General features: G+C 42.1%; 27 protein-coding genes. 17 read left to right on the top strand and 10 right to left on the bottom strand.

The window, feature by feature from the left end; translation table 11 throughout:
• Positions 1–11 precede the first annotated feature (11 nt).
• Positions 12–803: a PspA/IM30 family protein gene (locus ACT3ID_RS12310; protein ID WP_491542343.1), complete on the bottom strand. Its 792-nt coding sequence runs from the start codon at positions 801–803 to the stop codon at positions 12–14.
• A gap of 354 nt (positions 804–1,157) precedes the next feature.
• Entirely contained in the window at positions 1,158–2,504 is a 1,347-nt protein-coding gene (locus ACT3ID_RS12305) for a thymidine phosphorylase (RefSeq protein WP_491542342.1), read from the bottom strand.
• Positions 2,505–2,673: 169 nt separating this feature from the next.
• On the opposite strand from ACT3ID_RS12305, the gene ACT3ID_RS12300 reads away from it, so the two are divergent.
• Entirely contained in the window at positions 2,674–3,705 is a 1,032-nt protein-coding gene (locus ACT3ID_RS12300) for an NAD(P)-dependent oxidoreductase (RefSeq protein WP_491542341.1), read from the top strand.
• A gap of 157 nt (positions 3,706–3,862) precedes the next feature.
• Here the strand turns inward: ACT3ID_RS12300 and ACT3ID_RS12295 are convergent, their stop codons facing one another.
• Together ACT3ID_RS12295 and ACT3ID_RS12290 are read right to left on the bottom strand one after the other, a co-directional pair.
• The gene (locus tag ACT3ID_RS12295) at positions 3,863–4,627 is read right to left on the bottom strand and encodes a TatD family hydrolase (protein WP_491542340.1); all 765 of its coding nucleotides are present in this window, start codon (positions 4,625–4,627) and stop codon (positions 3,863–3,865) included.
• 4 nt (positions 4,628–4,631) lie between these two features.
• Positions 4,632–5,477 (bottom strand): hypothetical protein, encoded by an 846-nt coding sequence (locus tag ACT3ID_RS12290; protein ID WP_491542339.1) that lies wholly within the window; start codon positions 5,475–5,477, stop codon positions 4,632–4,634.
• Between the two features lie 138 nt (positions 5,478–5,615).
• Between ACT3ID_RS12290 and ACT3ID_RS12285 the strand changes: the two genes are divergently transcribed.
• The 15 genes from ACT3ID_RS12285 (at position 5,616) to rodA (ending at position 19,487) form a co-directional block, all read left to right on the top strand.
• The gene (locus ACT3ID_RS12285; RefSeq protein WP_491542338.1) at positions 5,616–6,398 is read left to right on the top strand and encodes a tryptophan 2,3-dioxygenase; all 783 of its coding nucleotides are present in this window, start codon (positions 5,616–5,618) and stop codon (positions 6,396–6,398) included.
• 77 nt (positions 6,399–6,475) lie between these two features.
• Positions 6,476–7,663: an aminotransferase class V-fold PLP-dependent enzyme gene (locus ACT3ID_RS12280; protein WP_491542337.1), complete on the top strand. Its 1,188-nt coding sequence runs from the start codon at positions 6,476–6,478 to the stop codon at positions 7,661–7,663.
• 130 nt (positions 7,664–7,793) lie between these two features.
• The gene (locus ACT3ID_RS12275) at positions 7,794–7,904 is read left to right on the top strand and encodes a GxxExxY protein (protein ID WP_491542336.1); all 111 of its coding nucleotides are present in this window, start codon (positions 7,794–7,796) and stop codon (positions 7,902–7,904) included.
• Between the two features lie 53 nt (positions 7,905–7,957).
• Entirely contained in the window at positions 7,958–8,173 is a 216-nt protein-coding gene (locus ACT3ID_RS12270) for a GxxExxY protein (protein WP_491542545.1), read from the top strand.
• Between the two features lie 136 nt (positions 8,174–8,309).
• On the top strand, positions 8,310–8,666 hold the full coding sequence (locus ACT3ID_RS12265) for a four helix bundle protein (RefSeq protein WP_491542335.1): 357 nt from the start codon (positions 8,310–8,312) through the stop codon (positions 8,664–8,666).
• A gap of 131 nt (positions 8,667–8,797) precedes the next feature.
• Positions 8,798–9,859, top strand: coding sequence for a recombinase RecA (gene recA, locus ACT3ID_RS12260; RefSeq protein ID WP_491542334.1), 1,062 nt, complete (start codon positions 8,798–8,800; stop codon positions 9,857–9,859).
• Positions 9,860–9,861: 2 nt separating this feature from the next.
• Positions 9,862–10,530, top strand: a complete 669-nt coding sequence (locus tag ACT3ID_RS12255) for a regulatory protein RecX (protein WP_491542333.1) — start codon at positions 9,862–9,864, stop codon at positions 10,528–10,530.
• The gene (locus tag ACT3ID_RS12250; RefSeq protein ID WP_491542332.1) at positions 10,527–11,603 is read left to right on the top strand and encodes an AI-2E family transporter; all 1,077 of its coding nucleotides are present in this window, start codon (positions 10,527–10,529) and stop codon (positions 11,601–11,603) included. The genes ACT3ID_RS12255 and ACT3ID_RS12250 overlap by 4 nt, the downstream gene beginning before the upstream one ends.
• Before the next feature lie 95 nt (positions 11,604–11,698).
• Positions 11,699–12,298 carry a phosphoribosylglycinamide formyltransferase gene (gene purN, locus ACT3ID_RS12245; RefSeq protein ID WP_491542331.1) on the top strand — a complete coding sequence of 200 codons (600 nt, stop codon included), beginning with the start codon at positions 11,699–11,701 and terminating at the stop codon, positions 12,296–12,298.
• A 1-nt stretch (position 12,299) separates the two neighbouring features.
• On the top strand, positions 12,300–13,880 hold the full coding sequence (gene purH / locus ACT3ID_RS12240) for a bifunctional phosphoribosylaminoimidazolecarboxamide formyltransferase/IMP cyclohydrolase (RefSeq protein WP_491542330.1): 1,581 nt from the start codon (positions 12,300–12,302) through the stop codon (positions 13,878–13,880).
• Between the two features lie 129 nt (positions 13,881–14,009).
• Positions 14,010–15,062, top strand: coding sequence for a rod shape-determining protein (locus ACT3ID_RS12235; protein WP_491542329.1), 1,053 nt, complete (start codon positions 14,010–14,012; stop codon positions 15,060–15,062).
• Positions 15,063–15,077: 15 nt separating this feature from the next.
• Complete coding sequence (mreC, locus tag ACT3ID_RS12230) at positions 15,078–15,920, top strand: rod shape-determining protein MreC (RefSeq protein WP_491542328.1); 843 nt, start codon at positions 15,078–15,080, stop codon at positions 15,918–15,920.
• Positions 15,917–16,387, top strand: a complete 471-nt coding sequence (mreD, locus tag ACT3ID_RS12225) for a rod shape-determining protein MreD (protein ID WP_491542327.1) — start codon at positions 15,917–15,919, stop codon at positions 16,385–16,387. The genes mreC and mreD overlap by 4 nt, the downstream gene beginning before the upstream one ends.
• A 9-nt stretch (positions 16,388–16,396) precedes the next feature.
• Complete coding sequence (gene mrdA / locus ACT3ID_RS12220) at positions 16,397–18,259, top strand: penicillin-binding protein 2 (protein WP_491542326.1); 1,863 nt, start codon at positions 16,397–16,399, stop codon at positions 18,257–18,259.
• Positions 18,237–19,487 (top strand): rod shape-determining protein RodA, encoded by a 1,251-nt coding sequence (gene rodA / locus ACT3ID_RS12215; protein ID WP_491542325.1) that lies wholly within the window; start codon positions 18,237–18,239, stop codon positions 19,485–19,487. The genes mrdA and rodA overlap by 23 nt, the downstream gene beginning before the upstream one ends.
• 42 nt (positions 19,488–19,529) lie before the next feature.
• Here rodA and rnhB read toward each other — a convergent pair whose 3' ends face one another.
• Positions 19,530–20,174: a ribonuclease HII gene (gene rnhB, locus ACT3ID_RS12210; protein ID WP_491542324.1), complete on the bottom strand. Its 645-nt coding sequence runs from the start codon at positions 20,172–20,174 to the stop codon at positions 19,530–19,532.
• 64 nt (positions 20,175–20,238) lie between these two features.
• Between rnhB and ACT3ID_RS12205 the strand changes: the two genes are divergently transcribed.
• The gene (locus ACT3ID_RS12205) at positions 20,239–21,348 is read left to right on the top strand and encodes a vWA domain-containing protein (RefSeq protein WP_491542323.1); all 1,110 of its coding nucleotides are present in this window, start codon (positions 20,239–20,241) and stop codon (positions 21,346–21,348) included.
• A 60-nt stretch (positions 21,349–21,408) separates the two neighbouring features.
• Here ACT3ID_RS12205 and ACT3ID_RS12200 read toward each other — a convergent pair whose 3' ends face one another.
• From ACT3ID_RS12200 to uppS, 5 genes are all read right to left on the bottom strand, one after another.
• Positions 21,409–21,963: an OmpH/Skp family outer membrane protein gene (locus ACT3ID_RS12200; protein WP_491542322.1), complete on the bottom strand. Its 555-nt coding sequence runs from the start codon at positions 21,961–21,963 to the stop codon at positions 21,409–21,411.
• 20 nt (positions 21,964–21,983) lie between these two features.
• Positions 21,984–22,520 (bottom strand): OmpH/Skp family outer membrane protein, encoded by a 537-nt coding sequence (locus ACT3ID_RS12195; protein WP_491542321.1) that lies wholly within the window; start codon positions 22,518–22,520, stop codon positions 21,984–21,986.
• 60 nt (positions 22,521–22,580) lie between these two features.
• Entirely contained in the window at positions 22,581–23,072 is a 492-nt protein-coding gene (locus ACT3ID_RS12190) for an OmpH/Skp family outer membrane protein (protein ID WP_491542320.1), read from the bottom strand.
• Between the two features lie 56 nt (positions 23,073–23,128).
• Entirely contained in the window at positions 23,129–25,513 is a 2,385-nt protein-coding gene (gene bamA / locus ACT3ID_RS12185) for an outer membrane protein assembly factor BamA (RefSeq protein ID WP_491542319.1), read from the bottom strand.
• A 166-nt stretch (positions 25,514–25,679) separates the two neighbouring features.
• Complete coding sequence (gene uppS / locus ACT3ID_RS12180; RefSeq protein ID WP_491542318.1) at positions 25,680–26,507, bottom strand: undecaprenyl pyrophosphate synthase; 828 nt, start codon at positions 26,505–26,507, stop codon at positions 25,680–25,682.
• Positions 26,508–26,571 lie beyond the last annotated feature (64 nt).

Here is a 26,571-nt window from a genome sequence, read left to right as displayed (position 1 = left end):
ATATTTAGGCTTTATGATTTCGATCGTTCTTTATTACCGATCGTCTTGCTTTGTTCTTTATCTTTTTCAGGAGATTCTTCCTCAACTTCAATTTCTTTACCCTCAGAAGAACCCACACTTTTCTCTTTTTCGGGAGCCTCTTCTTTGCCCATATCACTCTTAAACTGTTTTACCAGCTCCTGGGCTCTTAGTTTCTCAGCATTAGCCTCAATTTCCATCGTTTCGGTATCCACACTGTCCAGCGCCAGCTCCATACGGGCTTCGTTTTTGGCCGTTTGTTCGTTCAGGCGATTAACCATTTCATCATGTGTTTGATCAAGCCCACCCGTTTCAAACTGCTCAAGCGCATCGGCTACACGACCCTGCCATTCGGCCCGTTCGCTGGCACGCAATGCTTCTTTTGCTTCCTGGATCTTGCGATCCTTCTCACGGACAAATGCTTTCTTTACCTTCAATGCTTTCTCATACGCCTGCTCAGCATATTTAAGCTGATCTTTTGCCGATGCAAGATTCTCCTTCGCATTTTCAAGCTGCATGGCATATCCTTCGGCGATATCATCACGGTCGGCATTAATCGCTGACTTGATTTTCGCCGTAAGGTCTTCAATCCGCTTTTCATATTTCTTAACCTCTTTCTGAAGCATGATCATGTTTGCCTTAACCGTGGCAATATTCTCATTCATCTGTGGTATCTGATCGTTAAGATCCCGGATATTCTGTTCCAGAATAAGCTTCGGGTCTTCCATAGAACTGACAAATCCACCAAATAGCGACTTTATTGCGCGAACAAATCGTTTAAACATAGTATTATTTATTTTTTATTGGTCTTACCCTTGCCCTAATCGATTATCTCTGACACTTCATATTGTAATATACATCATTTTAAACTTACGTAAAGAATATCGAAATGTTATATCAAATTTAAGACCGCCTTGTTAGCTAATACAACTTATTAAACAAACAGAACTACTTTCTTAATTCATTTCTATAAGATAAAAGCCAACTGTTGTTATCAAGCTTTTGCTATTGCTTAACATTCTTAAGAGCTAATAATTATTAAATCCTTATTACGTAAATGAAAGATTTTGTTGCGAATTTTCTTGGTTTATTGCCATAACTTTCACCTTGATAATTGTCAAGGAACATTAAAAAATACATTAATCTTGAATGGAATGGATTCCATCACAGTCAACACGATGAGTAATCATAGACGAAGCTTTTGGCTTTTCTGCATCAACAGTAAATGCCTTCTCTAAATACTCCTTCGAAGCCTCCACTGAATTGCGATCGTTGGTATAACCAGTTGCAAGTGTGTCGCCTTTTTCTACCTTTGCACCAACTTTATGATGCAACTCAATACCCGCGGCCGGATCAATTCCATCCTCTTTCGTCTTCCTTCCAGCCCCTAGTTCTAATGAGGACATACCAATATTATAAGCGTTTATTCCGGTGATATAACCCGATGCAGGAGCTTCAAAAGAAAACTTGTGTGCAGCCTCAGGATAGCCATCAAAATTTCTCAGTACGCTTGTGTCACCTCCCTGAAGTTCTGTAAGTTGCAACCATTTTTCAAAAGCCTGTCCGTTGGCAACCGCCTCTTTACTTTTCTGAATTCCCTCTTCAACAGTAGTAGCCTTGTCCCCCAACATAATCATCGTTCCAGCCAGCATATGAGTGACTTCCATCACATCATCAGGCCCATTACATTGAAGCGCCTCCATCGATTCCTCTACTTCCAGCCAATTACCAACCTTATATCCTAACGGCTGGTTCATATTAGTAAGATAAGCAACCGTTTGCTTTCCAAAATCTTCACCAATTGCGACCAGAGTCTCAGCTAACTTTAGTGCATCTTCTTGCGTTTTCATAAAAGCACCCGAACCGAATTTAACATCCAGCACCAAGGCATCAATACCTTCGGCAAGTTTCTTGCTCATGATGCTGCCGGCAATCAGTGGAATCGACTCAACAGTTGCCGTAACATCGCGCAGAGCATACAGACGCTTGTCGGCCGGTGCGATATCATCGGTTTGTCCGGCCATCACCATTTTGCATTCGGATAGAATCTGCCGGTAACGATCCAGAGAAATATCCACAGAAAACCCCGGGATAGATTCCATTTTATCCAGCGTACCGCCGGTGTGTCCCAGTCCCCGCCCCGATATCATGGGTACCGGTATATCATAACTGGCAACAATCGGCGCCAAAATGAGAGAGAGCTTATCCCCCACACCTCCCGTTGAATGTTTATCTACTTTTTTGCCTGGAATATCGCTCAGATCAAGTATCTTTCCGGAATGCAGCATAGCTTTAGTCAATGCCGCACATTCATCATCATTCAAGCCATTTAAAAAGGCCGCCATCAAAAAAGCACTCATCTGATAATCGGACAGCTGATCCTGGGCATATTGATCTATTAAAAAAGAAATTTCATCGCGCGTCAATATCTCTGCATCTCTCTTTTTGCGGATTAGTGAAACAGGATTAAATGATTTTGAAGCCATATAAAAAATGATCTAACTTAAGTTTATTCTAAAATAACGTGTTTTTCTTCAAAAATTGACAGCCCCAAAGTTTCTGATGATCAATGTCTTAGCAGATAAGTACTTATATAATATAAGCACTTATTTATCCCCGGAAATTAACCTTACCCTCTATAATCCAGCCAACGGATTGCCTGACCTTGAGGAGGTAAATGCACTTCTTATTCGCACAGTGAATCCTATCAACAAAAGAACTGTACCCAATATTCCTACATCGCTTTCTTTTGTGGGTACGGCTTCTGCGGGTAGTGACCATGTAGACATTCATTACCTTAAAGAGAAAAATATAACATTTTCGGATGCGGCGGGATGTAATGCCCGATCAGTGGCAGAATACGTGGCAACTGCTCTATTACTCTGGTCTGAAAAACGAAAGGTTAACCTGTCCGAACTCTCTGTCGGCGTTATTGGTGCAGGACATGTGGGCAGGCAGGTGATCCATCTTCTCAAAAAACTAGATATTCCCTATAGGGTATATGATCCACCAAGAGAATATCGTGATGAAAAATTCAGCTCATGCTCACTCGATGAAGTTCTACAGTGCCATATCCTTTCTTTTCACACCCCATTGACCCGGGACGGAAAATATCCTACCCATCACTGGCTCGACAAACAAAAACTTTCGAATCACCAATTTAAGCTGATTCTGAACACATCGCGTGGCGGTGTTATCGATGAAAAAGCACTATTGAAAGCAAAAAGTAATGATACAGTTGGGGATATCATTATAGATACCTGGGAAGATGAGCCACACTTTCATTTATCGACCGCCCGGCAGACTTTTATAAAGACACCGCATATTGCCGGATATTCCCAACAGGCCAAATCCAATGCCTCAAAAATTGTTGCCGATGCTTTGCTGCATCACTTTAAATTGGATCCGCCGGAAAACAGAAAGAAAGAAAGTGCTAGAATCGTTAAAAAAGATATCGCAGAATTCAATTCACTTTCATCAGTATTGACGGAGCTCCATCCAATAAAAAGATATGAGAATGAACTGGAAAATATTATTTGTGATTATCCTGAAGAAAGGGATATGCGATTCAACAAATTACGTGCAGAATTTCCGCTACGCCAGGAGTTTGCCCAAACCTACTTGCCAAACAACTACTTCAAAAAGTTTCCGATTTTGCAGGATTTAGGTTTTTCAAAAAAAGATTAACTGTGATTTGTACCACAGAGAAATCAGAGTCAATCGCAGAGGTTCACTGAGGGTATGTGTCCTCTGCACTCTCGGCGGTATCCTCTTTACAACTCTGCGGTCAATACTAGCAACAATGAGCCAGTTAATCGAATAGATAAATCTGAGGCAGTTATTGTCAGCCGGCGATTCCGAATAAATTAAGTGCATTTCTGTCGGTAACTGCGATAATTTCTTCGAGCGGCATATTCATCACTTCGGCCAATCGTTCAGCAGTATATTTCACAAAGGCAGGCTCATTGCGTTTGCCTCTTTTCGGATCAGGTGCCAAATAAGGAGCATCAGTTTCGAGCATCATTTGATCGAGCGGTAACTGGGCTACAGATTCATCAACACCGGCATTTTTAAAAGTAAAAATGCCTCCTATTCCCAGTTTGAGCCCCAAATCTATCGCCCGCTTACCCTCGTCCGCCGTACCTGTAAATGAATGCCAAATCCCCTGCAGACTACCATCCTGTTCTTCTTCAATAATACCAAGCAGGTCTTTGGTACTATCCCGGTTGTGAAGAATAACCGGCTTTTCGACTTCTTTGGCTACTTCACAATGGACATGCAAACTTTCTTTCTGACCGGCTTTGTAATCATCACTCCAATAATAGTCCAAACCAGTTTCACCCACAGCAACAATATCATCGTGCTGACAAACGTCAAACAGTTCCTTCTCTGTTATATAAGTTCCTTTATTTATGTCGGTAGGATGGATTCCCGCCATTTTGTGAAGTTGTATCTTGGGATGATGAATGGCATCCATCTTCGGCAGCGAACCAAAGTTTATAGCGGGCATAAAGATATGTGTTACTCCAGCCTCGGCGGCCCTGTTCAGCACTTGATCTCGATCATCATTGAACTGGTCGGAGTAAATGTGGCAATGGGTATCTATCAAAGTACTACGCTACTTCTAATGTGTGAAATTCTTCGAGACGTGCCATGGGATCTTTAACAAATAAACCAGGTCTCAGATCATGTTTCCTCAATATCTCCTTAATCATTTCTTGGTGTGCATATGCCACTGAACCAATAAAACGCACTTCATGATCAGTAGCATTGGTGTATTTCAAGACAATGCGAGAAATGAAATTTTCAAATCCTTCGTACAACATCTCTTTAATAAAGGGATGATCGGCATGCTCACCCAAAAAAGCACCATAAGAAGCTATAAATCTGCTTTTTTGAGATCCGTCATACAATCCCTTATTAATATGATCAAGCGACATGTTATAATTTTTCTCAAGATCTTCTTTGAGATCATCAGGTATTTCGTAGCGGAAGTATTTGTTAATCAGCTTTTTGCCAAAATATCCGGCACTTCCCTCATCCCCCAAAATAAACGCCAGTGAAGGTATGTGCTCGAGAATTTTTTCCCCATCATAAAGACAAGAGTTCGATCCTGTACCAAGGATACAAGCTATTCCGGGCTCATTATGGAAACAAGCGCGGGCGGCCCCCAGTAGATCATGATAAATTTGGATTGATGTATCCGGAAAAGTATAATCCAGTGCTTCTCTTACAATGCTTTCTTTTTCTTCACTGTCACAACCAGCTCCATAAAAAAAGAGCTCTTTTACAGTTGAATCGAGCTCTGGCAGTAAATTATGTTCTATAACTTCTTTAATACTTTCTGTGGTATGATAATAGGGGTTCAGACCCTCGGTGTACATCGTTCGACTATCGGTGCCATCAGTCAAACACCATTCAGTTTTAGTAGCACCGCTATCAGCAATTAAAATACTCATAATATCCTACTTATTATTAATTAGCCGCCCAATCTAAGTAATTTATATTGAAACGTGAAGGAAAGATCTCTCATAGAGACTATCCGAAATTCTATCTATAATAGACAGTATAATAATGTATAAAAATACTCACAGCGGATGAAACTTACCTATAGCAATTATCTGAAAATTGATGAGCTTCTCGAACTACAAAAACTCCGTTCGGAGCCTGAGGAGCATGATGAGATGCTTTTTATCATTATACATCAAACCTATGAGCTCTGGTTCAAGCAAATTCTGCACGAGTTAGAAAAACTACGTCCTGATCTTGAAGCGGGAAAAACCTGGGCGGCCGTAAAAACGATGAAACGAATTTTGACAATCTTGAAGACGATGGTTGCCCAAATTGATATCCTGGAAACAATGACCCCGCTGGAGTTCGACAGCTTCCGCGGTTTTCTGGATGAAGCCAGCGGTTTTCAATCGGTGCAATTCCGGGAATTGGAGATCGTGTGCGGACTCCGATCAACACATATCCTGAGAGTTCACGAAGATCAGCCGCAGTATGTAAACCGAATGAAACAGCGTATGGAGGAGCCTACCCTGTGGGAATCTTTTTGTTCGTTTTTGCAGAAAAAAGGATACGAAATCCAAATGCCTGAACGAGTAAACGAAAACGGATTGCTTTACGAGCCTTCACAACATAACCAGGATGTCTTGCTCGATGTAATGCAGAATGATCCCGAAACGGCGATGCTCTGCGAGCTGTTTGTGGATTTTGATGAAGGAATGCAGGAATGGCGATATCGACATGTAAAAATGGTGGAACGCACAATTGGCAATAAAATGGGAACAGGGGGATCTAGTGGTGTTGATTATCTGCGCGGAACCTTACACCAGCGAATTTTTCCCGATCTGTGGGAAATTCGATCGGAAATTTAAATACCTGCTTCCTTCATGAAACTTAGCATATCAGCTATGCTCATAGCAAACAGAGATTCACAGACAAAATCAATGTAATGAATAATATTGATCAACTAGCTAACAGACTGGCGCCACACTATTCTTATTTTGATGTGCAAAATAGACTGCTTTTTACTGGTCATTCCCATCAAGCCTGGCCTGATGTTGCTCTTGAGGGATTGAAAGAGTCATTCACCTCAGCGGCTTCCGAAGTGGACAATAAATGGGAGCCGGCTTTTGAAAAGGCTGAAATGTTACGTGGCTATCTCCGGGATTACTATGATGACCCTGATGGTTTATACTGCCTGGGACAGAATACTCATCAACTGTTGGTTTCATGGCTTTCTAGTTTTGATCTCAAAGAAAAACCGAAAGTAATTACCACTGGCAGTGAATTCCACTCGATGCACCGACAACTGCAACGATTAGGAGAAGAAGGGCTCAAAATTGCAACAGTGGATGGACATTCGAACGATATCACCGAGCAAATTAAGCAGCAGGTCGACGATCGAACTTCGGCGATCATGCTTTCCCGAATCTATTTCGAAACCGGAATAGTAAATCAGCATATATCCGAAATTGCACAACTAGCTCGTAATCATGGTATACCACTATTAATTGATGATTATCACGGCACTAATGTTGTACCTCTTTCGATTCAAGAGCAGAACCTAGAGGACTGTTTTTTTCTGATAGGCGGCTACAAGTATCTACAGTGGGGGGAAGGCAATTGCTTTTTGCGCTTCCCAGAGGACTGTGCCTTGCGTCCTGCTATCACCGGCTGGTTTGCCTCATTTAGCTCGCTTGATGAAGCACGGGATGACAGTGCTGTACAATTTGATGATGGAAATCAGCGTTTTGCTTCGGGCACGTATGATCCGGCATCACAATTTAGGGCGGCTAAAGTTGTAGCATTCTTCCGGGAACAAGAGTTGACACCCCCAGTTTTGCGCCGGCAGTACTTAAGTCAGGTTGAGTTGCTAAAAGAACTGTTCTTAGAGAAGGATTTTGATCCGGAGATTATCACTCTGCGACATGATCGGCCTCTTGAAGAGAACGGCGGTTTTCTGGCATTGCGATCTCCGTTCGCGCGAACAATTTGTGCTCAGTTAATGGATAAGGGCGTCTTCACTGATGCCCGCGGCGATGTGCTTCGATTCGGCCCGGCTCCCTATATAAGCTCTTCGCAAATCGAACAAGCCATCAACAGGCTTGGTGACATAGTCGAACAACTCAACCCCTGATTTTGTAAGGATTGCTCTTTTAAAGGATCTTACTAACAAACTCGGTGAAACTCCGTGCCTTCTCTGTGGAACTCAGTGTAATATTTCACAGAGATTCACCGAGTAGTCACAGAGTTGCTCAGAGAAAATAATGCAATTAAATAAACTGACAGAAAATATTATTGGTGCTTCTATTGAAGTACACCAAAAACTCGGGCCCGGACTTTTGGAATCCGCATATCAAAAAATGTTTATCCTATGAAATAAGTCACCGCGGACTTTCAGTTAGAGAACAAGTCCCCTTGCCAATTACCAATTATCTATAAAGAAATTCATCTAGAACATGGTTATAGAATAGATTTAGTTGTTGAAGAAAGAGTTGTCATTGAAATTAAAACAGTTGAAACATTAACTGATGTGCATACCGCCCAATTGTTGACTTATTTAAGACTGGGAGACTTTAAACTGGGGCTGCTTATAGATTTCCATGTTACTTTATTGAAAGATGGAATCAAGCGACTTATCAATTGAATAGCTTTAAATATTGTAAGGAATCACCTTTCTACCGGTCTTACTATTAAACACTTTGCGAAACTTCGTGTATTCTTTGTGTGGCTTTGTGTGGAATGATCAAATTTCATTTATCAATTCACAAACAGATAAAACAATGCCTAAAGCTGTCAAATATGATCTTGAGGAACGAACGTTACAATTTGCCAAAGCGATAAGAAAATTTGTCAGAGAACTACCTAAAGACATTGGCAACATTGAAGACGCGAAACAATTGGTTAAAGCTTCGGGATCAGTAGGTGCAAATTATATAGAGGCCAACGAAGCCGTTAGCAAAAAAGATTTCAAATTCAGAATTAAAATATCCAGAAAAGAAGTTAAAGAATCTCGCTATTGGTTAAAGTTGATTGATACTAAAAAAAGGAAAGAATCTGAAACTATACGAGAGGAACTAATTCAAGAATCTACGGAACTCCTTAAGATATTCTCTTCAATTTTAATCAATTCAAAGTAATAGCTTAGATTTAAGATTCTTTGTTATTTGAATTCTGGATACTTGGAATTTAGTATCAGCTGACACTATGTTGTCAGTTTTATTTAATATATTAGCGGGTAAAGCTCAAAAAACTAATTATATCTCAACTTATGTCTGACAACCAAGATCGCGAAAAGGCACTGGAAATGGCCATCGGCCAAATTGAAAAACAGCACGGAAAAGGCACCATTATGCGGCTGGGCGACGAAGCTAAACAAAATGTCCCCAGCATCTCCACCGGTTCTATTATGGTAGATTATGCTCTGGGTGTGGGGGGCGTGCCCCGCGGGCGTGTGACTGAAATTTACGGACCCGAAGCCAGCGGTAAAACAACACTGGCTCTGCACGTTATTGCCGAGGCTCAAAAAGCAGGAGGCTATGCCGCCTTTGTTGATGCCGAGCATGCTTTTGATCCCCGATATGCCAAAAACCTGGGTATCAACACCGATGAACTGCTCGTCTCGCAACCAGACAGCGGTGAGCAGGCACTCGAAATTACCGAAACGCTCATTCGCTCCGCGGCCCTTGATGTTATCGTTGTGGATTCGGTAGCCGCTCTTGTACCCCGCGCCGAACTCGAAGGAGAAATGGGCGATTCGCACATGGGACTGCAGGCGCGTCTGATGTCACAGGCCATGCGTAAAATCACCGGGATTATCAACAAAACCCGAACCTCTGTAATCTTTATTAATCAGATCCGTGAGAAGATTGGAGTCATGTTCGGTAATCCCGAAACAACTTCCGGCGGACGTGCACTCAAGTTTTACTCATCAGTACGTATGGATATTCGACGCATCGGATCGCTTAAACAGGGGGATGATGTTGTCGGAAATCGCACAAAAGTTAAAGTTGTCAAAAACAAAGTAGCTCCCCCCTTTAAGGAGGTAGAATTTAATATTATTTATGGCAAAGGGATTTCTCGCATGGCTGAAATTCTCGATATGGCCGTAGAATTTGATATCATCGAAAAGCGCGGTAGCTGGTACCGATACGATGGAGAACCTATCGGACAGGGTACGGATAATGCTATCGAATTTCTCGAATCGGATCCTGAACTGACCGAAAAGATTGAAAAACAGGTACGGGAGCAGATGAATCCCCCTGAAGAAAGCGAAAAAGCAGAAGAAAACGGACAAGACAAATCCGACGACGATTCTGACAGTGACGATTAACTATGGATGATGATGCGGCCGAACTACTGCCCGGGGCAATTTCTTCAATCCAGGTTCAAAAAAATAACAAGGAGCGATATTCCATTTTTGTTGATGGTGAATTTCTGCTCGGTGTCGCTGAGCAGACGCTCCTTGAATATAACCTGAGAAAAGGCGTTGAAATAACCCCTGCCTTTTTTCGAAAACTGCAACGCAAGGAAGGGCGATTCAAAATAAAATCCTACTTGATGAAGCGCCTGGGGAGACGTGATCATGCGCGCAGGGAGTTATTCAATAAAGCAGTGCGCAAAGATTATCCCAAAGATGTTATAAATAGTGTATTGGATGAATTAGAGGAAAAAGGGTATCTGGACAATACCAAGTTCGCAGAAAAATTTGCATCCGATAAAGGTAAATACAGTAAATGGGGACCGGCCAAAATAAAAGCACATTTGCTAAAAAAAGGCATTTGTAAACCTGTTGCTGAACAAAGCATCAAAAAAGCCTTTGAAGAGATAGATCTTGAAGAGACATTTTTTAATTTGGTTTTAAAAAGGAAAAGGCGCTTTTTGAGAGAAGAAGATCCTTATAAACGCAAGAAGAAAGTGCTGAATCATTTAGCACGAAAAGGATATCGAGCTTCAGATATATATGATCATCTGGATGAGCTAATGAAAGTCATAGAGCAATGAAGAATATTACTCTTGAACGTGTAGTAAAAGCATTATTGGTTCTGGCTGGTATATCAGTCGTAGGCCTCCTGATGTACAACTACAGCACGCTTTTGGGTTATGCTATTATAGCGATGATATTCAGCTATATTCTCGATCCGCTGGTAAATCGAATGCAGGCAGCGGGGCTAAACCGTACCTTTTCTATTGTTCTCACCTTAAGTGCACTGGTGCTTATTCTTGTTTGGATTTCAACCAATGTCATTCCTATAGTTGCAAATCAAATGGTTGAACTGGCAGGGCAATTGAATGTCCAGAATATTGAAAACATAACCCGCCAAATCGAATACAGAATTACACAGAAATTCGGATTCTTGCCTGAAGGATTTCTTAGCGATAATCTGATTGACGTCCTCCAGGAGTTATTTGATGTTGGAGAAATACCAACAGCAGTAAGTAATATTATCGGCATTTTTACGAACATCTTTTCAGCAGCAATTATTATCCCATTTGCTACATTCTTCTTTTTAAAAGATGGTACCAAAATTCGCCGCGATCTTCTGCAAATTGTACCCAACAAATATTTTGAAACTACGCTCAGCCTCATTGACAAGATTGAAAGCCGATTGGGTCTTTACTTCCGGGCCGTAATGCTGCAAAGTTTTATCGTTGCCTTTGCTTCATATGTTGCCCTTTCTATCGTCGGTCTTAATAACGCACTTTCGGTAGGTATAGCTGTTGGTATTGCGAATACTATTCCTTACTTCGGCCCTATTATCGGCTATGTGTTATCAATAATCGTTTCTATTATTGAAGTGGGTAATTTTTCACTGGTTCTGCCTTGTGTGTTGGCCATTCTTTTCGTTCAAATGCTCGATAATGTTGTACTGCAACCGCTCATCTTTTCAAAATCTGCCGACATGCATCCGGTGGCCATCCTGTTTATTATTATGATTGGAGCCGAAACAGCGGGAATCCTGGGTATGCTTGTAGCTATCCCTATTGCCACAATTATAAAGATCACATTCAATCAGATAAGCTGGAGCCTTAACAATTACTATGTATTCCGATCCGAATCTACCGACTCGGCATAAGTCATATTTTCCCACCAAGAAAAATTGGAGCTTAATCTGTCCACTTTTTTGATTATCTTTGCGGCGAACAAGCTGAAAATTATCTGCTCTTCACTTTGGTTAATATTGTTGTTTTTGCTTCCGGATCAGGTACGAACTTTCAATCTATTATTGATGCCGCCGAAAATGGCCAAATCAACGGCCAAATCCGCGGACTCATCACCAACAAATCCGAAATAAAGGCCATTGAACGTGCTCAAAATCACGACATTGAGCATGTGGTTCTAACCCCTTCAGATTTCTCGGACAGACAGGAGTACACAGAAGCACTTCTGGATCAATTGAAGAGATGGGAGACCGATCTGATTGCACTGGCCGGATATATGATTAAAATTCCGACAGAAGTTATCGGCAACTATGAAGATCGAATTGTTAATATCCACCCCTCCCTGTTGCCCAAATATGGCGGCAAAGGTTTTTATGGGATGAATGTGCATCAGGCCGTGCTTGAAAATGAAGAGGTTGAATCCGGCTGTACCGTGCACCTGGTAACGGAAGAATATGATGCCGGGCCCATTCTTGATCAAACCAGAGTTCCAATCAAGTATTCTGATGATGCCACTACGCTGGCCAAACGAATTCTTAAAGAAGAGCACAAGCTTTTTCCAAAGGTAATCGCAAAGTTAGCTGATCAACTAAATAAATCTAACAAATAACGTGTCACTACAACCACTTTCCGAACTCCCTCAAAACGCCCTCACTATTAACAGAGCCCTGATTTCTGTTTCCGACAAAACGGGAATTGTTGATTTGGCAAAACAACTGCATACCACAGGTATCGAAATCATATCAACCGGTGGGACGGCAAAAAAAATTCGCGAAGCCGATATTCCTGTAACTGATGTTAGTGAGATAACCGGATTTCAAGAGTGTCTCGACGGGCGGGTAAAAACGCTTCATCCCATTATACACGGCGGAATATTGGGAAGAACAAGCTATCAGCCGGATCTGGATGAAATGAAACAATTGGATATCAAGCCTATAGAGCTTGTAATAGGTAATTTATATCCCTTTAAAAAAACAGTGGCACAACCCGATTGTACACCGGCAATTGCTACCGAAAATATTGATATCGGCGGACCTACCATGATCCGGGCTGCAGCTAAAAATTTTGCTCATGTTTGTGTATTAACATCACCAGATCAGTACAGCGAATTAATCGATGAGCTTAAAGAAAATGGCAGCATATCATTTGAAAAACGACGACAGTGGGCAAAAAGCGCCTTTAATCATACTGCAAATTATGACGCCGCCATTGCCAACTATTTTAATGAGTTGGATAATAAAACCAAAGAACTGCCGGAACAGCTTAACATCTCACTGCCAAAGTCACAGACACTGCGCTATGGAGAAAATCCGCATCAAAAAGCAGCAGTTTATGGTGATCAATCAACATATATTGATTGTTTCCATGGCAAGCAGCTAAGCTACAACAATTTTATGGATGTGGATGCTGCCCTGCGTTTGATTACTGATTTCAAAAATTCGAAACCAACTTGTGCCATTTTTAAACATACGGTACCCTGCGGCGTAGCCTCGAATAAACAGCTCTCTGCAGCCTGGGATAAAGCTTTCCAAACAGATACAATGTCTCCTTTCGGCGGCATAGTGGTTGTTAATAAAGAGCTGGATCTTGACACCGCCCAAAAAATTGACGAGATTTTCACAGAAATTATTATTGCGCCATCATACAGCGATAGCGCCCTCAAGCTGCTGAAGCAGAAAAAGAAAAGGCGGCTTATCCGCATGAAACAGTTCCTCAATGTAGAGGATACAAAAAATTTCAAATCGATATTCGGCGGTGCCCTTAGCCAGGATACTGACTCTCTGACTACTACAAAAGCGGATCTGAAAACCGTCACAAAACGTAAGCCTACAGAACAGGAAATTGAAAACTTACTGTTTGCCTGGAAAGTTGTGAAACACGTAAAATCAAACGCTATAGTGTATGCTAAAAATGAGCAAACTATCGGGATCGGGACGGGACAAACCAGCCGTGTAGAAGCTTCGGAAATTGCCATTGCAAAAGCACAGCAAGAAGGCCTATCACTTGAAGATACAGCTATCGCTTCAGACGCTTTTTTCCCTTTTGCCGATGGTATAGAAGCAGCTGCCGAGGCAGGTGCTCGCTGTGTTATTCAACCTGGCGGCAGCATTCGGGATGATGAGGTTATTGAAGCAGCTGATAACCTGGATTTAGCTATGGCATTTACCGGGAATCGGCATTTCCGCCACTAAATATCGCTGCTAATTTGTTTTTTACTTTTAATCACCATTAATTCGCAAATAGATCTACAAAATTGTATTTTCACCCTTATTATTTTGAGATTGAATTGATTACTCTCAGCTCATCTACAGAAAACAATCATGGATAGAAACACACCTAAAGAGAAAAGGAAGCAGAAAAAACAAAGCTGGTTCGATTGGTTATACACCGACATTGCAATTGATCTTGGGACGGCAAATACGCTCATCTACTCCCGCGGTGAAGGAATTGTTCTCAATGAACCTTCTATTGTGGCTTTAAACATGCAGAACGAGCCAGTCGCCAGCGGTCATGAAGCCCGTCTGATGCATGAAAAAACACATAAAAATATTCGTACTGTTCGACCACTTCGAGATGGAGTTATTGCCGATTTTGAAGTAGCCGAACAAATGATCCGCGGAATGATCGACAAGGTTAAAATGAAGTGGTATTCCAGCACCAGACAAATGGTCGTTTGCGTACCTAGTGGCATTACCGAAGTCGAGCGGCGGGCTGTCCGCGACAGTGCCGAACATGCCGGTGCCAAGGAAGTACATCTTGTTGATGAGCCGATGGCAGCCGCAATTGGTATTGGTTTGAATGTGCACGAGCCGATCGGTAATATGATTGTGGATGTAGGCGGTGGAACTACTGAAATTGCTGTCATTGCTCTTTCAGGAATAGTATATGCCCAATCGGTGCGGTTAGGCGGTGATGAGCTTAATGAAGATATTATTAACTATTTTAGACGAAATCATAATCTGCTGATTGGAGAGCGAACAGCAGAAAATATTAAGTGTGAAATTGGTTCGGCTGCTCCACTTAATGAAGAACTTGATATGGAAACGAAGGGTCGGGATTTGGTGAACGGTGTCCCACGCATACGCCATGTGTCATCTAAGGATGTTCGTGAAGCGATTTCGGAGTCAGTCAATACAATTGTAGAATCTATTACCAAGTCGCTGGAACAGACACCGCCCGAACTCTCGGCCGATATTTTGGATCGTGGAATTATGCTAACCGGTGGTGGAGCCAAGCTCAAGAATCTTGATAAACTTATTATGGAAACAACTGACCTCCCGGTTCATATCGCCGAAGATCCATTGACGGCTGTAGTACGGGGTACAGGAGCCATCCTTGAGGATCTTGAATACTACAGAACAGTCATTTCATAAAGGAGAATAAAGTGAATGCGGTTCAGACTTCCCAGAATAGCGGATGCAAAGGATCATATTATTACAGCTCTGCTTCTGACTATTGCCATCGCGCTGATGATCGGAAGGTACCAAGGCGGCTTAGATAATCTGCGGAAAGCTTCTATTACTCTTTTTAGTTATCTCGAAGAACCGCTTTCTAACGTTAGGGTATATCGACAGGCTTTAAAAACAAACACCTATCTGCGAAAGCAAAATGTGTTGTTGCTCGATGAACTCAGCCGCTTGCGATCTGCGGAACAACGTAACGAGCGACTGCGTGAAATGCTTCAGTTCAGTGCCGAAAGCGATTTAACGCTGTATCCGGTTCAAATTGTTGGAAAAGAGCTTAATCAAGTAACGAACTCACTGACTGTTGATGCAGGCTCTGAACAAGATATTAAAAAAGGAATGCCAATGGTTTCATCAGACGGCCTGGTTGGCAAAGTTATACTCACTGCTCAGGGATATTCACAAGTTATGCCCTTTTTGAATTCGATGTTCAGAGTAAGTGCCAAACTTCAACAATCAAATGCGTATGGCATTGTTTCCTGGGATGGAAAATCAATTGAAGAGTTACAGCTCAATTATGTTCCACAAACCATTCAGGTGGACAGCGGCGAAGTAGTGGTAACATCGGGATTAAGCAATCAGTATCCACCCGATATTCCTATTGGAGAAGTCGTTCGAACAGAACCGCAGGTAGGCAAAGAAACACAAATAATTTTTATACGACCATTTGTAAACTTATTTGAAATCGCAGAAGGATTTATCACCAAGTTCGAACCCGATACAACGATCCAAAGACTTAACGAACAGTACCAGAATATTTTAGAATGAATCCGGAACGGTTAAAAAATGTAGGGATCGGCCTTGTATTTCTGCTAATGCAGGTGATGCTTTTTCGGCATCTTAAAATTTATCAGGTTCAGCCTGACCTAATACTCATTTTTCTGGTTTGGTACATGGCCCGCAAAAACCGAACAGCAGCATTATTTATGGCCGCCGGACTAGGATTTTTACAAGACGCTTTATTGGATCTATGGGGACTACACATGTTCACAAAAACGTTATTAGTTTTTATAGGATACAACTTTATCCCTCAGGGTGCCAAAAAAAGGTTATTAGTAGGACAGGTATTCTTGATTATAGCCATTGCCAGTCTGTTGCATAATCTCATCTTTCTGGGACTTAATGCGTTAATCGAAAATTATTCGGGAGAAATGTTCTTTTGGCGTCAATTGCTGGGAAGCAGCCTGTACACCGCAGTTGTTGCAAGCTTTATTCAACTGTTCAGAACCAGATAATAAGTAGTTATGGAATATCGAAAAAAACAACGAACGCAGATTTCCGTCCGTGTTTTACAAGTCTGTATTATCGTACTCGGCTTGGTTATTCTGGGTCGCCTGTTTCAGTTGCAAATTCTTGATTTTGATACATATCGTCCCCTTAGCCGCGAAAATTCACTTCGCCAAGAAGTAGTTACACCAGCCCGTGGATTAATATACGATCGTAATGGACGCCTGCTGGTAGATAATGAGCCCATTTATTCAATTACCATCACACCAGCTAATTATAATCCCGAAAATACCCCCTTGTTGGCCGATTTAATGGGTGTGCCTGTTGAAACAGTGGAAAAACGAATTCAGGAAGCTCGTGACTATTCTTACTATCGTGCATCACGACTTTTTACTGAAGTTGAATTTAAAACATTCTCTGTAATTCAGGAGAATATCTGGAAACTGCCTGGTATTGGTCATCAGATCGAAAGTAAGCGGCATTATCCCATTGACAGTCTCAAGGCGTCGCATATGCTCGGATACCTGCGAGAAGTATCAAAAGAAGAATACCTTAAAACCAAGAATTATCATTTAGGTGATAAGGTGGGCAAAAGCGGCTTGGAAATGGCCTACGAAGAGCATCTGCGAGGCACAAAAGGTATGAAGTACATCAAGGTAAATGCTATGGGCCAAAGTCTGGGATCATATCAGGATGGAAGTATTGACGAAGCTCCACAAAAGGGAGCTGATCTTTATACAACAATAGATACTGATCTGCAGATTCTGGCCGAAGATCTTATGGAAGGTAAAAGAGGGGCCGTTGTGGCTTTGAATCCCGATGATGGTTCCGTACTTAGCTTGGTAAGTTCACCCCAGCACGATATCCGCAAACTTTCGGGGCGTATTGACAGCGATTATTGGCTTTCTTTAAATGCTGATACCACTAATCCTCTTTACAACCGTGCCCTTTCAAGCAGCCAACCTCCCGGTTCAACATTCAAACCTCTTATGGGTTTAATGGGATTAGAGTTTGGGATCATTACGCCGAAAACTACTATTGACAATCCCGGATATTATTCTCGCGGACGGCGATATAACGATCTTGCAGATCCGGGAAAATATAATCTCGGGAAAGCTATACAGGAATCGAGTAATACTTTTTTCTTTTGGCTGATGGACGAAATTGTAAAAAAAGAGGGCATCAATCGCTGGCATGAACTGGCATCCTCCTTCGGACTGGGACAAAGAAATAATATCGACATACCGAATGAACATATAGGTACACTTCCAGACAGCACCTATTTAAATAGAGTACTTGGCGAAGGGAATTGGGGTGTCGGGGATCAGCTTAGTCTGGGCGTAGGCCAAGGATTTTTAGGAGCTACCCCCTTGCAAATGGCTCTTGTAGCTGCACAAATTGCAAACGGTGGATATCACATTCAGCCACACTTAGTTCGATCTATTGAGGAAAGTGACGGATCAGTTATGTTTACGAATCCTGGAAAAGAAAAAATTTCCTGGATTGATCCTGCTAACCTTACAGCTGTGAAAAAGGGCATGCGGCGTGTTGTTACCAACGGCAGCGGTCGATATTACGCAGATCTTGACAGCATTAAAGTAGCCGGAAAAACAGGAACTGCTCAAAACCCACACGGCCAGGATCATGGCTGGTTTATTAGCTTTGCTCCGGTGGATGATCCCGAAATTGCCATTGCAGTGCTGGTTGAAAACGCAGGCTATGGCTCTATTTCAGCGGCACCAATAGCATCACTTTTAATTGAAAAGTATTTAACCGGCGAAATTAACCGGTCCTATGTTTACGACTACGTGAAAAATTTTAAACCCCGAGCAGAAAATACTGAAGAGGAAGAATCGAATGATCAATCTGCGGAAACTTAGCTGGTCGCTAGTTCTTTTATGGGCAAGCTTGATTATAGTGGGCCTGGTGGCAATTTACAGTGCCACACAAGGTCCCGTCGCTGAATTTTTGCCCAGCTATGTGCAAATTAACTTTTATAAACAACTGATCGCCTTTGGCATTGCCATACTGATTTTAGTTGGCTTGCAGTTCATCAATCCCCGCACCTTTCAGGAAGGGTCATATGTGTTTTACGGCATTGGTATCTTACTAATGATCCTTACTCTGTTCGTTGGTAAGGAAGTTAGTGGATCCAAAAGCTGGCTTGTAATTGGCCCTTTCAATTTGCAGGTCAGCGAATTGATGAAGATTGCTACCATACTGGCCGTTGCTAATTATTTAACGAGCCGTCGAAATATCTCAGCCGAAAATTTAAAATCGGCTCTGATAACAGTCCTACTCATTTTATTTCCCGCAATACTGGTTCTTCTTCAAAATGATACAGGTACTGCTATTATTTTTATAGCACTAATACCTGTCGTACTTTTTTGGTCGGGTCTTCCCTACGGAATCTCGTTGTTCATAATTTCTCCGGCCATCATCGGATATATGAGTATCATAAGTTGGTATTGGGGGCTTATTGCAGCGGTTATAATTACGCTCATTATTTTTGCGTTGCAGCACAGGACCTGGCTTACTTTCACCTCATTTGCCACAGGCGTTTTAATTGTCATAACTGTTCAAGTTGCCCTCTTTCAAGTACTGCAACCGCACCAGCGCAATCGCATCGAAGCATTTACCAACCCCTCGTTTGATCCACAGGGAGCAGGCTGGAATGTCATACAGGCAAAAACAGCTATCGGCTCCGGCGGCCTATACGGCAAAGGATTTATGGAGGGTACCCAAACTCAGCTACGGTTTTTACCCGAGCAGTGGACCGACTTCATTTTCTGTGTGATTGGCGAAGAGTTCGGATTTATTGGAGCTGCTTTTGTAACTCTGTTAATGCTGGCACTACTATTACGGCTGCTACAGGCTGCCGCAACTCACAAACACCCTTTTGCACAACTTGTGATTGTGGGTGTCATGACGGTATTCCTGACCCACTTCTTCATCAACGTAGGATCTGCTTCGGGTCTGTTACCCGTAATAGGCTTACCGCTGCCATTTATTAGTTATGGAGGATCTGCCCTTATAACAAATACCTTAATGCTCGGTATCTGTTTAAATCTCGACTTCTATAAACGACAACTCAGTATCTATCGATAAGTTAAAGAAAGGAAAAAATCTACTCCAGAAACCGATCAACTATTATTCATCAATAAAACTTTCGGTTCGTAAACTGAAGCTCTGCCGATGCCATTTAGTAGCCCCATGTTCTTCCAGTCCCTCAAAGTGCTGAGGTGTGGGGTAACCTACATTCGTATCCCAGCCGTAATGGGGATACTCTTCATGTAAATCAATCATCCATTCATCTCTGTAGACCTTTGCGATAATCGAAGCCGCAGCAATACTCATTGAGCGATCATCGCCACCTACCAAACATTTATGGGGGCACAAACCCGCGCTAAAGCGATTACCATCCACCAATAAATAATCGGGATTAGCACCTTTTGCTTCTGTGCATTTTGTCATCGCTTTAATGGACGCATGCAAGATATTTAGCTCATCAATTTCTTCCGGGCTACACCACTGGATCGTCCAAAATTCGGCTTTTTCTTTTATCTCCTGCGTCAGTTCTTTTCGTTCTGCCAGCTCTAATGTTTTGCTGTCTCTGATCGCATCGATGAATGTACCGGGTTTGAATATTACTCCTGCAGCAACTACCGGACCAGATAAGCATCCTCTGCCAACTTCATCGAGCCCCATAACGCGTTCATAATCTTCATCCCAAAGCCGCCGCTCAAAAGCAATTCGATCGACAGGGTCCCCGTTTAAATTGCTGGAATTATTCATTACTATGAATTAAAAGAATCTTCATTGCGTTAATAATACACCTGCTAAAGTCAATCTTTTTCGTATGCATTTCAAGTACCAAAAATGGGACGAACGATTTGCCAGAAACAAAGGGAAATCCCCCTTTGACTCGCTTTGGGACACATTTCAAGAATTGCTGACCATTGCCAGCGGTGATGTTTCCCAAGCTCTCAAGTGGCTTAATGAGCTAGACAATGAATACGGCCTAACTGAAGAATTTGATGATTACGGTATAGGTGATTTTATAGATGAGTTAAAAGAGCGGGGCTACATCGAAAAAGACGATGAGCAGCAAATTTATGTCATTACCCGCAAGGCAGAACGCAGCCTGCGCAAACGTTCACTAGAGGAAATATTCCGAAGTCTTGACAAAGGGGCAGACGGCAGACATCAGACCGTCTACACCGGCAAAGGGCTCGAACGTCAGCCTGAAACCCGTCGGTGGCAACAGGGTGATGATATCGCCAATATCGACAGTGTAGGCACTATGATGAACATGCTGAAACACAGTAATATCGATCAGATGGGCCTTAAAGAGGATGACATCCGCGTACACGATACAGACCACTACACCTCGATGGCAACCGTTCTGCTGATCGATTTGAGCCACTCTATGATTCTTTATGGCGAAGATCGCATCACTCCCGCCAAGAAAGTAGCAATGGCTCTTTCCGAACTCATCCTAAACAATTATGCAAAAGACTCACTGGATATAGTTGCTTTCGGAAATGAAGCCTGGAAAATAGATATCGAAGATTTACCCTATCTTGAAGTAGGACCCTATCATACAAATACACAACAGGCTCTGCAGGTAGCAAGACACATACTGCATCGTCGAAAATTTGCCAACAAACAAATTTTTATGATTACTGATGGCAAACCATCGTGTATCATCGAAAATGGCAAGATGTATAAAAACAGCTTTGGGCTCGATCGTAAGATTGTCAACAGAGTACTTAATGAGGCCGTAAAATGCCGTCGCGATAATATAGATATCACGACCTTTATGATTGCACAGGATACCTATTTGCAAGATTTCGTTCGCGAACTGACAGAAACCAATAAAGGGCGAGCTTATTTTGCGTCTCTTGATAACCTGGGCGGCTATATTTTTGAGGATTATATACGGAACCGTAAACGACGAGTCGACTAAATGAAAAAGGGCAGCCGGTATGAGCTGCCCTTTTAGTTTCTACAAGTCCTGGAAGTGGCTTTATATACCCAGTTCTCTCATTACCTGATCGGTAATGTTGTACTTCTGTTCAGCCTCATCAGAAGTATAGAGAATAATAGCATCGCCTTGACTCGTTGTTGTATTAATCACATAAGTAAGCCCTCTTTCTTGGGCTACAGTGCTCACTGCAGAGTCGATTTGATCCAGTAACGGACTTACCAATTCTTGTTGACGCTGCTGAATTTCTTGCTGAATTTGAGACTGAAATTGTTGCAACTCAGCATTCAGCTTACCAAGCCGTTCTTCTTCTTTTTTCTTAGCTGACTCAGAAATAACCGACTCCTTTTGCTGATATTCCGATACCTGTTGCTGAAATTCCTGTTGCTTTTGAGCGAACTCTTCTCGTTTACGTTCAATAAAGTTCTGCAGCTTTTGTTGAACTGCTTTCATTTCAGGCATCTTATTAAGAATAGACTGGGGATCTACATAGCCAATTTCAAGATTTTGAGTTTGTTGTGCCTGTATTGTTGAAAGGCCGGTAAAACCGACAACAAATAAGCAAAGAAGAGTTACTGATAGTATTCGTTTAATCATAGTCCCGTTATTTTTGTTAATTAATTCTGAGCAGATGTTCCGTTAATGTGTTCTAAAACTTCGTCTGTAATATTCAGCTGCTGACTTTCCGAATAATAGATAACATTCTCACCAGTGTTGGTAGCTTCATTTATGACAAAATCCAGATTCCTTTCTTCTGCTACAGCAGCAATGGCCTCATCCATCTTCTCATATAATGGTTGTAATAACTGAGCTCTTCGCTGCTGTATTTGTTGTTGTAATCCTTGCTGAAACTCCTGCAATGATGCCTCCATCTGTGCCAACTGCTGTTCTTGTTGACGAGCCTGAGCATCTGTCAAATTTTCTTGATTTTGCTGGAAAGTAGCCACTGAATCCTGAAACGATGCTGTTCGCTCTTGCAGCTCTTGTCGCTTTTCCTGAATAAAGCTGTTAAGCTGCTGTTCAACTTCAGAGCGTTCAGGCATCTGATTTAAAACTTCCTGTGCATTCATATAACCGATATTAACCTGGCCGAATGCAGTTGTGCTTGCAATAAACAAGAACAGGAAAAATATACTTCCTAGCTTTCTAAACATTATTTCTGCTTGTTTTGAGATTCAAAGATTTCAGGCGTGTGAGTATAACAACAATTTTAATTAATTGCTTGTATCATTCAACGTAATTCCAAGCTCTTGTAGTACCTCTTCGTTCAAATTCCATTCTTCGCCGCCATAGAGCATATTTGAGTCTTGTGCCCGATCAAAAACAAAATCAAAGTTTTGCCTTTGTGCCACTACATTTACGGCTTCAAAAACTTTACGCTGTATCGGTTCAAGGAGCTCTTTCTGCTTCTGAAAATATTCTCCTTCAGCTCCAAATTTCTGATTCAGATATTGCTGACGTTCTTCTATTTTATCCTGAATTTCCTGCTTTTTCTTAGCTTTTTGCTCATCAGTATACAAAATCTCCTTCGACTGATAATCTTCCTGCAGCTGATTTATTTCCTGCTCGAGTTCTTCCAGCTCGTTCTTCCATTCTTTGCTGATAGAACTCAGCTGCTGTTCAATGCCTTCATATTCCGACATCTGTGACAGGATATAATCAGTATCAACATATCCAATCTTTTGATCCTGAGCCTTTAAATCCATACTTGCCACAGTGAGCAAGCAGCACAAGATCATGCTATGTAAAGCCCCTTTTATCATTAAAATGGTGCACCAATATTAAACAAGAACTGCCATTCACCGGGTTGAACATCATTTTGTACTCCCGGCAGATCAATACCATCCAGACGATAGCCATAACTAAGATCAACCAGTCCAAGAATAGGTAAATATATTCGGGTTCCCACACCTACGGCACGTTTTACATCAAATGGAGCAAATTCTGACGGTTCTAAATAAGAATTACCCGCATCCATAAAAAGGTACGGATAAACCTGAGCCTGCTCTTCAGTAATAGCGGGGTAGCGTAATTCAAGTGAGTATTTGGTATATAAACGTCCACCAACCGCTTCACCATCCTGAATCGGGGATATAGATCCATTTTGGCCACCGGGGAAACCGCGGAGATCAATATTATCATCCAGAAAACTTTGTCGTTGCTGTAACTGTGTACCGCCCAGTTTAAAACGCTGGAAATTACTTCTCTGTCCTTCTATGAGATATCCCAGATAGCCGTACTCTACCGTATTGGTCAGAACCAGTTTTCCAGCAACAGTGGTATGATTCTGGTAACTTGATTTCAACTTATAAAACTGTGAAAAACCTGGCAGTGGAGGCGCAAGTTCGCCTGATAAACTTATCTTTGAACCGGTAGAAGGAGAAATAGGATTATCTGTTGAGTTACGCTCCAAAACCTGCTTGATACTCAAAATGCTGGAGGTACCCTCTGCCAAAAATGAGGCTCCGCCAGCCACATCATACAATTGATATGAGAGCACCGATCGGTGTGTAAAATAGTCGTCGGGCCAATTCAGACGACGTCCAAGTGACACACTACTTGAAAGCAACTCATTGCGCTGTGAACTGCCTCGATAGCTTATTAAGTCATAACTGGTATTCACACCCAGGGATAAAGGTTTACCACCCAGCCATGGCTCCTGAAAGCCCAAGCTATAGCTCTGATAACCGCTTCCCGTCACCTGTACTCCAAGCGACAGTTTTTGTCCGTCACCGGAAGGAATGGGATTCCAGCCTTCTCCCCGAATGGCACGTTGCATTGAAAAGTTATTGAAATTGAGCTTGGCTGATAAAATAAGCCCGATACCTTGTCCTCCGAACCCACCGGAAAACTCAAAATTGTCTGTACTCTGTGACTCATCAAGGATATAATTAATGTCAACAGTATTATCTTCACGATTGGGAGAGAGATCCGGCGTTATAGCCTCAGGACGGAAATATCCCAACTGACCAAGTTCACGTATTGTGCGAATGATAGCCTCTCGGTTATACTTTTGACCGGGAACCGTTCGCAGCGTTCGACGCACAACATCATCATGTGTTTTGGTGTTTCCTTCAAATGAAACCTCTCTCACATGGGCAATTTCATCCTCCGTTATTCGGATATTGAGATCAACCGAATCTTCTGCTACCATTTCCATCTGGGGATCAGCTCTAAAAAACAGGTATCCAATATTTTGATACAGGCTGGTTACATCAGGACCAGACTGATTTTGGTGTAGACGTGTTTCAAATTTCTTCTGATTGAAAACTTCACCTTTCTCAAATCCAAGAGTCTGAGTCAGCTCATCGTCTGTATAAACCGAATTACCATCCCAGTTAATTTCGCGCACCTTGTATTGTGGCCCTTCAGATACTTCTAAATTCACTTTGAGGCCCTGTGCATCATTAGTTAGAAAAAGAAGACGGCGCTGCGTGTAAGGAAAAGTATAAACGGTATCACTCATTATCCTGAAATCCAGAAAACCGTGTTCGCCGTAAAAATCCCGCAGATTATCTTTAGCCGTCTCAAAATCTTCTTCTTTGAACAATTTCTTAGAGAAAAACTTCCACCAGCGATCTTCCTTTATTTCTCCCAGTGCTTTGCGCAGTTCTTTGTCGCTGAACTGTTCATTACCGTCGAAGGTAATTTCTTTTACCTCAAGGCGTTCACCGGGATCAACATCAAAATTGACGGTGACACGATTACGTGCAGAATCGGTTAACGCTCTTGAAACATCAACCTCTGTAAACCAGTAGCCTTCATCTTCATAGTATCGCTCGATCGTATTGATCGCCTGCGCTATGGACGATTCCGTAACAGCATATCCTCTAATAAGCGTGATTCTGTCACGCAGATCACTCCGCTGTGATCTTTTTACTCCGTTAATTTCATATTCTTCAAGCCGCGGTTGTTCCTGCACAACAATTTTTAAGTAAATGCCATTACCTTCCCGCCCGGTCTCCAAAATTTCAACATTCGAAAACAAGCCGGTTCGATGTAAACTCTTAATGGCACGCCCAAGATCTTCACCCGGAATAGTAATTTCGCTACCCGGCTGCAAACCGCTTGTTCCAACGACAAACTCCTCTCGAGAAGTGGTAAGTCCTTCCACCTCAACACCCAATACCTCAAATTGCTGAGGCATTGCATTCATCGGGTTGTGAATATCAATCGAAGAGGTGGAATCTGAAGTAACTTCTTGTGCTAAGAGTGGACTGCTTATAAAGCAAAATACAAATAGAACAAAAAATAATTTCTTCACGTGGGTTAATCCTTGAAACAAAATGAGCTTTAGGTTATTTGTATGAAGGTTAGGATGTCAGCTCTTGAACGTATAGACTTGGTGAATTCTTTTGATTTTTCTCAGAAAGTTTTCCAAATCTCCGTTCTCGTTGTTGAAAAGATTGGATAGCTTTATATAATTCATCCCGCCGAAAATCGGGCCAATAAGTCTCGGTAATATATAATTCAGAATATGCAAGCTGCCACAGTAAAAAGTTACTGATCCGATATTCACCGCTGGTACGAATAATCAGCTCTGGATCGGGAATGTCTGCCGTTGACAAATGAGCACTGATCAGTTCATCATCGATATCTTCCGGGTCAACTTCGCCCTCTTTTACCTGGTGGGCCAGCTTTTTAACTGCTTCTGTAATATCCCAACGTCCTGAATAGCTTAATGCCAGACATAAATGCAACCGATCATTATCTTCTGTAAGTTCTATGGCTTCGCGTAATTCGCGCTGGCATCGTTCAGGAAAACGGTCAATTTGTCCGATCGTTTCGAGCTTAATGTTATTCTCATTAAGATTATCGGCCTCTTTTCGGAGCGAACTGGCTAGTAAACGCATCAATGCGTTTACTTCCATTTTCGGGCGCCCCCAGTTTTCTGTTGAAAAAGCATATAATGTAAGATATTTGACACCAATTTGAGCACAAGCCTCGGTTATATCTCTCACCGAATCTACACCAGCTTTATGACCGTAAGAGCGAATATTACCACGACTTTTGGCCCATCGGCCGTTGCCATCCATAATAATAGCGATATGTTCAGGAATCTGACCTTGCTCTGTCAGCATAGCCTGCGATTCCTTATCGCTATCTTCCTGTGCGTTATTTGTCAGCGAAATTGGTTTCAATGCTAGTATCCGTGTTTTGTTAAGCTATCAATATTAGAGTATTATACTCGTTATATCAAACTTA

The sequence above is a fragment of the Fodinibius sp. GM108 genome, from assembly GCF_058386985.1.
This window is presented reverse-complemented; position numbering and strand designations above follow the sequence as displayed.

Excerpts from the sequence above, each read along its gene's own strand:
- ACT3ID_RS12250 (WP_491542332.1), top strand. The coding sequence starts at position 10,527 with ATGAAGAATATTACTCTTGAACGTGTAGTAAAAGCATTATTGGTTCTG.
- ACT3ID_RS12205 (WP_491542323.1), top strand. The coding sequence starts at position 20,239 with ATGCATTTCAAGTACCAAAAATGGGACGAACGATTTGCCAGAAACAAA.
- ACT3ID_RS12310 (WP_491542343.1), bottom strand. The coding sequence starts at position 803 with ATGTTTAAACGATTTGTTCGCGCAATAAAGTCGCTATTTGGTGGATTT.
- recA (WP_491542334.1), top strand. The coding sequence starts at position 8,798 with ATGTCTGACAACCAAGATCGCGAAAAGGCACTGGAAATGGCCATCGGC.
- ACT3ID_RS12280 (WP_491542337.1), top strand. The coding sequence starts at position 6,476 with ATGAATAATATTGATCAACTAGCTAACAGACTGGCGCCACACTATTCT.
- ACT3ID_RS12290 (WP_491542339.1), bottom strand. The coding sequence starts at position 5,477 with ATGAGTATTTTAATTGCTGATAGCGGTGCTACTAAAACTGAATGGTGT.
- mreD (WP_491542327.1), top strand. The coding sequence starts at position 15,917 with ATGAATCCGGAACGGTTAAAAAATGTAGGGATCGGCCTTGTATTTCTG.
- mrdA (WP_491542326.1), top strand. The coding sequence starts at position 16,397 with ATGGAATATCGAAAAAAACAACGAACGCAGATTTCCGTCCGTGTTTTA.
- ACT3ID_RS12305 (WP_491542342.1), bottom strand. The coding sequence starts at position 2,504 with ATGGCTTCAAAATCATTTAATCCTGTTTCACTAATCCGCAAAAAGAGA.
- ACT3ID_RS12235 (WP_491542329.1), top strand. The coding sequence starts at position 14,010 with ATGGATAGAAACACACCTAAAGAGAAAAGGAAGCAGAAAAAACAAAGC.
- ACT3ID_RS12190 (WP_491542320.1), bottom strand. The coding sequence starts at position 23,072 with ATGGATTTAAAGGCTCAGGATCAAAAGATTGGATATGTTGATACTGAT.
- ACT3ID_RS12255 (WP_491542333.1), top strand. The coding sequence starts at position 9,862 with ATGGATGATGATGCGGCCGAACTACTGCCCGGGGCAATTTCTTCAATC.
- mreC (WP_491542328.1), top strand. The coding sequence starts at position 15,078 with ATGCGGTTCAGACTTCCCAGAATAGCGGATGCAAAGGATCATATTATT.
- bamA (WP_491542319.1), bottom strand. The coding sequence starts at position 25,513 with ATGCCTCAGCAATTTGAGGTATTGGGTGTTGAGGTGGAAGGACTTACC.
- ACT3ID_RS12195 (WP_491542321.1), bottom strand. The coding sequence starts at position 22,520 with ATGTTTAGAAAGCTAGGAAGTATATTTTTCCTGTTCTTGTTTATTGCA.
- ACT3ID_RS12285 (WP_491542338.1), top strand. The coding sequence starts at position 5,616 with ATGAAACTTACCTATAGCAATTATCTGAAAATTGATGAGCTTCTCGAA.
- ACT3ID_RS12200 (WP_491542322.1), bottom strand. The coding sequence starts at position 21,963 with ATGATTAAACGAATACTATCAGTAACTCTTCTTTGCTTATTTGTTGTC.
- ACT3ID_RS12265 (WP_491542335.1), top strand. The coding sequence starts at position 8,310 with ATGCCTAAAGCTGTCAAATATGATCTTGAGGAACGAACGTTACAATTT.
- ACT3ID_RS12275 (WP_491542336.1), top strand. The coding sequence starts at position 7,794 with ATGCAATTAAATAAACTGACAGAAAATATTATTGGTGCTTCTATTGAA.
- rodA (WP_491542325.1), top strand. The coding sequence starts at position 18,237 with ATGATCAATCTGCGGAAACTTAGCTGGTCGCTAGTTCTTTTATGGGCA.
- rnhB (WP_491542324.1), bottom strand. The coding sequence starts at position 20,174 with ATGAATAATTCCAGCAATTTAAACGGGGACCCTGTCGATCGAATTGCT.